Annotated in this window: 5 protein-coding genes; all 5 read right to left on the minus strand. The window is 61.8% G+C overall.

Annotation, left to right across the window (positions count from 1 at the left end):
• Positions 1 to 186: 186 nt before the first annotated feature.
• The gene (locus ACFPOU_RS04950) at positions 187 to 2,304 is read right to left on the minus strand and encodes a hypothetical protein (RefSeq protein WP_379717810.1); all 2,118 of its coding nucleotides are present in this window, start codon (positions 2,302 to 2,304) and stop codon (positions 187 to 189) included.
• A 176-nt stretch (positions 2,305 to 2,480) separates the two neighbouring features.
• Positions 2,481 to 4,550 carry a phage integrase family protein gene (locus ACFPOU_RS04955; protein ID WP_379717812.1) on the minus strand — a complete coding sequence of 690 codons (2,070 nt, stop codon included), beginning with the start codon at positions 4,548 to 4,550 and terminating at the stop codon, positions 2,481 to 2,483.
• Positions 4,547 to 5,299, minus strand: a complete 753-nt coding sequence (locus ACFPOU_RS04960) for a hypothetical protein (protein WP_379717814.1) — start codon at positions 5,297 to 5,299, stop codon at positions 4,547 to 4,549. The genes ACFPOU_RS04955 and ACFPOU_RS04960 overlap by 4 nt, the downstream gene beginning before the upstream one ends.
• 5 nt (positions 5,300 to 5,304) lie before the next feature.
• Complete coding sequence (locus ACFPOU_RS04965; protein WP_379717816.1) at positions 5,305 to 5,454, minus strand: hypothetical protein; 150 nt, start codon at positions 5,452 to 5,454, stop codon at positions 5,305 to 5,307.
• Positions 5,455 to 6,074: 620 nt separating this feature from the next.
• On the minus strand, positions 6,075 to 6,312 hold a 238-nt coding region (locus tag ACFPOU_RS04970), incomplete at its 5' end, for a hypothetical protein (protein WP_379717818.1).

A 6,312-nucleotide genomic window follows, 5' to 3' on the forward strand; every position in this document is an offset into this window, starting at 1 on the left:
CGGGCCCGGAGGAAGCAACTCCTCACGCGTCGTCGTCTGATCCTGCGTGCTTTTCTTCATGAGTTCTTTTGAGGTATAGCTTCTATTTTTTTAGGAGGCCCCATTCAAACACAGTAGGGGCCACAAGGGTGGTACTGTCGCCATCAGCCGCTGGTGTTCCAGCGCTCGGCAGCAGCGCCGAGCGCCTCACAGACCGCCTGATTTCGGACTCAGGGAGATGAAACCGTGCCGGGACAGGAAGCGTAGCACGGCCGCTGGCTCGGCCCCTACCTTTTCGGCGACGAGATGGGCCATCGTTGAGACAAATGGCGTGGAGAACTTTTCGCGGACCAGGTGATATAGGATGCTTGAGTCGTCTACGGTCCATCCATCGATCCGTGCGCGGCTCGCTGCAAGCCCAAGCTCATAGCCGCGCCCATGAGGTGGAAGGGTCCACTTCCAGAGCATAATGCCCGGTTCGCGGGAGAGGTGCACACCAACCAGGTCTGGCTCATTCCCCACTGTGAGAGAGGTCCGCGCAGCGGGCGCTCGTCTTAGCGAAACGTTGTCGAGCCCTGGCACCAACTCCGGGAACAGTAGCGTAAAGAGCCTGTCGTACTGGGGATCGCGCCGGTAAGTATCCTCACGCTGCATGACACTCGTTCGCACCCTGCTGCGCCACTCGTCGACGAGTTCATCCTGCCTTTTGGTGAGGCCGAGGGCTGGGCCCCGGGCCTTTATGGCCAAATGATACAGCCCATGCCATGATTTGGACTCGATGCCGGTGTCCATCAGCATGCTATTGATAACCTGCCAGACCTTGCTGTAGCGGTAGGCGACCGGATAGCCCATCATCAGCGACATCAGCCGGTGCAGCACAGTACGCTGGTCGTCGAATAGGCGGTAGTCGAGCGCCTCAGGATAGCCGTGGACATGCAGAGCATCGGCCGCCTCAAGAACGGCAGCAAGGGCGTCATTCCTTTCAGATGTCGAAACTTGCTCGTCGACCTCGAAGTCGAGCCGCGCGAGCTCTCTCACCGCGGCAAGGTACTGACGGGCGCAATCCTGTTCCGTCATTTCCAGCATCTGCTGTTTGGTTCTGCCGGTCGTACCCCGTCGGCGAGATCCCAGTTCCAGGAAACCGCCCTGCGGTGCCCCGGGCATCTTCGACACTGACGGATGATGAAGCCAGACCTTCCCGGCCACCTCGTGCAGCACGAGCTGACGCAGTGCGGGCCTAGACAGGGCTCCAGCCATGTGGGAGAAGTCGAGTTCAATCGTGGCCAGGTCGACCGCGCGAATGCGTTCGAGGCGCTCGGCGGTGATTGTATTGGTGACCGTGACCTCGACCAGCAGCTCGCCGCCAGTCTTCAGCTGCGCAATAACATCGGGGATAATGCGGCCGAGCTTCCGCTCTAGACGCGCGCCGGCCAGTTGCACGCGCTCTGTCCGCTTCTTGTCGGTCGCGATCGCCCCGACCGACGTCAGCCACCAGCCTGGCAGAAGAACGGAGTTAGCGCGTTCCAGGATCGCCTTCACCTCGCGGTGCAGGAGAGACTCGCGCCGCAGATCCGCTGGCAAGTCCGTCAGGTCCTCATCCCAGTCAAGGGCATAGCCTGCCGCTCGCTTTGCTTCTTCCCTGGCTGCGGCGTCGCCGGCGGCGTCCGGCCAGTGCCCGCACCAGGCACCCTTCTCGATTGCTGGCACGAGCCGTGCGCGCAGTTCCTCAGGCGACATCTCGGCAAGCGCTGGATCATCGATGCAGATCTCGATCTGGGGCTCCAGGGTTTCGCCTGCTTCGGTATCATCGATACGGGCGCGCCCAGACACGACCACCCTCAGCCGGCGCCCATCGGCGAGTACCACCTCGGCGGTCGTCGAGTCGATGAAGCGCAGTTTGCCAACGTGTACGGGCTGCGGCGCTACGTCGATCCATCCCTCGTACGGAGCACCTGAGAGGCCCCACACAGCAATGGACCGACGAAGTCGCGGTAAGACGATCACGTCGCCCTCGTGCAGGCTGGCCAGTAGCGCTGCGCGCGCCGACAGCACTTTGCATGCCTGGGGTTCTGTCCCGCTCTCGTGCCGGAAGTGTGGGCGATTCCGCCACTCGACCTTCGCTGCGTTGACCGAGTGAAGCGGCTTATTGCAGCTGATGCAGACGCAGCCAGATGCGCGGCCGCGCTCGTGCTCACCCAGCTCCATGATGTAGCGCAGCTGCCCATTTCCTGCGTCACGCGCCCACGCTAGGACGTTGTCCTGCAGCCGCGTGCGGACCTGCTCCGGGCGCCGAACGGTAATGTGGGTCGCGGCTGGATCAGTCATGTGCGTTTTCGCCTGTTATCTTTGCAGAAACTCGCGCAGAACCTTGATGCCCGCTCAGGCGCCGGCGAATGCCGTGAATCTGGTTCGAAGTCATGTAGTAACAGTGTATGTGTATTTACATCGCGGTGCACTTTCGCGCGCGAAAGTAAGCGGTTGTGCATAAAGGGAACCATGATTCACTTGACCAGGTCAGCGATTTTCGCTGAGGCCCCTGCTCCGTTGTCGGGTTCGATCGGCGTCTGTTGTGCAAGGAACGCAGCGCTGCCCTGCAGGCGCCGACGCGTTTCCGCGTGAGCGTACTTGGAAGTGGTCGCCAGCGATGCGTGTCCTGCTACCTTCATCTCGACCTCGGCCGGGGTGCCTGCGGCAAGGGAATGTGTGATTCCGGTGTGGCGCAGCCAGTGCGTGCTGGCGCGGCGCAGTTGCGCCGCCGACTGCGGCGCCACATGCTCGAGATGGTCAGCGCAACCGGCGAAAAACACCTTGAGCTGATCGTACAGGGTCTGGGCGTTAATGCCGCGGCGCGGATCGACAGCCTTCGTAGCGGCCCAAGGCGTGCGCTCCTGTAAGTCGACGGCCAGGCCGAGTAGATGCACTTGCGCATTGTCCGGGTGAGTCACGTCGGCGAGCAGCCCTCGCGACGCAAGGTAATGCTTGAGGGCGTCGACATGCACCTGGGCCAACGGCACAAGGCGCCGCTTGTCTCCCTTACCTGTGACCAAGAGCTCCCAGCCGGCGGTTGCTGGCTCATCGGGCGTCGCCGGCATCTCCGTCCAGCGCAGGTGGCCAAGGCGGGCGCGCACGATCTCGGCGCGGCGCAGCCGACCGACGTACAGCAGCGGCAACGCCACCCGCAGGCGCTGGTTGGCGGAGGTTGTCGGCAGCGCCGCCAAGCGCGTGCAGATGAATCCCCACTCCTCCTTGGTGAAGCTGCGCGTATGCTCCGCGGCGCCGGCCGGTGCGCGCGGCTTGCTGATGCCGGTCCAGGGATTGCCGGTTAGGTATCGCTGGTCCACAAGGAAGCGATAGAACGTCCCCAGCATCGTCAGGGCGCGGCGCTGCGCGGCTGCCTCCAATGGCCCTTCGAACGGTCGCCACGCGGGTCCCCAGCGACCGCGACTCCGCGGTGCGCACCAACGGTCGGCCGGCTGCGGATCTGCGAGAAAGGCGCGATAGGCGATTGCGTCGTCGAAGTCGATAGAGGACAAAGGTTTCTTACGCTCGAGGATGGCCCACAACATGAACCGCTCGCACTCGGTGCGGTAGGCGCGCGCCGTCGGGCCCAGGTTGCGCAGCCATCCGAGAGCATCGCCGCCTATGGCACGCGTCGACAAGCCTGCCACATGTCGCCCCTGCTTCTCGCGCAAGAACGACAGCAGCGCGCCATAGTCGTTTTCGGCTGCGAGTTGGCACTGGTAACGCGGAGCGCGGAACCGTCCATTGCTGCCGTCCAGGTCTTGGGGGACGACGAACTTCTCGAGCGGCACCACGGCGGTCGACGCCGGGACCACCAACTGCAGCGTGTGAGCGTCGAGCGACAACCTCGGGTCGAGTACATGCGCACCGATACGCAGTCCCGTGCTAGCGTGAAAGCCCCGCATGATGGCAACGATGCGATCGGCCTTCCCTGCCCCCACTGCGCGCACTGGCGCGTGCCAGTTCCGACCGACCCCGTTGATGCGCTCGACCAGCAGCCGCAGCGTCACCATGCCGGCGCCTTCGAGCCGGACGGCCAGGTCGAAGGGGAGCCACGCGCGTACGCCGTCGTCGGGATGGGGCGCCTCGCTGGCAACCTGCTCGAGCCAGGCAATTCCGTCGAGTTGACGACGCAGCAGGCGCGCGCTCCGCTTTTCCTTCTGGGTGCCGTTACCATACGCCTCCTGGTAGTAGGCCAGCTGGTCCTCGATCGAGAAATCCTCGAGGCCTCGCTCCATCGCGAAGTCTTCCAGAGATTGCGCCGCGGCGCTAGCGCCCTCGCGATCGCGGACCTTGGAAACGTCGATGCGCACGAGGCGGGCCAGGGCATGCCGGCGGTGGCGATGCGCGGCGGCCGCGAATGCGTCGCGCATCCACGCTACGGCACGGCGCACGTTGCGCACGTCGGTGCGGCTACCCTCCACGGCCAGATATCGTTCCCAGGTATCGCGCAGGTCCAGGCCCTGGACGAACGCACGCATGAAGGCGAAGTGACCGATGTGTAGCTTGCGAGCGTCCGGCTCGAAGGCTGCTCCAGCGGTATCCCTCATTTCAGTCCCAGGATGAAGTAGCGGTTGTGCGCAGGATCGCCCTTCCGGTTTTCTGATTCCGAGTCGTACGCGAAGCGAATGAGCTGGGTCGCGATCAGCAGCTGGATGGCGTCGCTGATGTCCTCGCGGCGCAACAGCGTGTATTCGCTAATCATGTCGTAGCCGCAGCGCGAGATGTTGCTGACGTTGTCGCGCAACGAGAGCAGCAGCATGTACAGCTTCAACGCATGGAGGGATCCCGGGCGCTTGATATGTTCGAAGTAATGCTTTAGCTGATGCATGTAGGGGAAGGTGTTGCACAGGTACTGCTGCGGCAGCTTGCACCATTTCCCGGGCTGGTCGATACCCTGCAGGGCGTAGACGCTGGCATTGCCCGCGCGCTCGATCCGAATCGCTTCCATCGCGCGCAGCAGCTGCAGCCCGCGGGCGATCAGCTTGCGCGACAACGGCGCCACCCGCTGGATGTCTTCATAAGTAGCCGCTACCAGGTTGTTGCTGCGCAGTCCCGCACGGCGCTGGGCCTTGTTCGAGATGATCGTCAACGCAAACAGGATGAGGATAGCCGCCGTGGCGGCGCCCTTCTCCCGACGCCAGCTGAGATGGGAAAGGCCTTGGTACACCAGCTTGTCGTCCGAGTCCTCCACGTCCTCGACGAACAGTCCACGGCCAGCCTCCCGGGCAGCGTCGTGTTCCGTGAACAGTGCCGGTTTGCGCTTGGCCCAGGCGGAAGGAGCCATCGCGAACGCCATGCGGCTCAACGACGCCTCCCGTGCTTCAGTGCCAGCACAACCACATAAAGGGCGAAGCACGCAACACCCAGCGCGGCGAAGCACGCGAGGAAGATAAGGGTAATCGGATCGTTAATCGACGTCAGCATCTGAAGCAAAGTGGTGAGTTTGTCCATTCTGGTTACCTAAGAGGAGAGTCATACTGTTCGCATTTTCTGACACCTCCGCGAATGGTTTCTAGAAAGAGTTCCAGTCCTGTTCCGCAGGGATTCGTAACTTTTCTCTTTGGAATCAACGGCATATATGGACTTTTAGCCGTTCACCTACGGTATTTGATAGTTCACGAAACGCTACTCTCATAGGGGGAGTGCTCTGGGCCAAGGCGGTATAGGGAGGTAAAAACGTCGAAACTCAGTTCACGAAACGGTATGTTACCGCCGTCCCGCATTGCCGTGCGGATTTCGTGGCGGAGCAGGAAATTCCCCAGCCAATCAAGAGCTTAGCACAGCGACGCTGCAAAATAGCAACTTTGACGGTGCTTTTTACGGTCTTTGATAATAAGAGATTATCAAAGACCGAAAAACGAATCTACGGCTGAGCGCGGCTCGTTTTTCGGCTTGGTGCCGTAGCTGACAGAAGTAAATTTGATATTCTTTGGAAGTAAAGTTGTTAGATGCCCCACTCGGCAGATATCTAACAGATTCACCCCTAAGTGCATGGACCTCGGGGACATCGTTCACTTAGCTAAGGTACCCGCTCCGTTCGATGAGACATCGGCGCTACTTGGGGAAAGCCTTTAGATGGCCCATGATTCCCGAAGCCATCGCGCACGTTGACGAAGCGTTGGCACCAAATTGTTGGCCCAGGCCTCACCGCTGACCGTGCCGCTGCTCATGCCTCCGCGAGCGAATCGCCCTATGTAGAAGGCCTGGTCGCTCTTGAGGTCGGCGCCGATCAACGCGACAAAACGGGGTTTGAGGTGCAGTGGAACGGAAAACCGGGTTAAGGCGGATGTGTGGCCTACTCGTCGGTCG

This window comes from Massilia jejuensis (assembly GCF_042656795.1).
In the GTDB taxonomy this organism is placed as follows: domain Bacteria; phylum Pseudomonadota; class Gammaproteobacteria; order Burkholderiales; family Burkholderiaceae_D; genus Telluria; species Telluria jejuensis.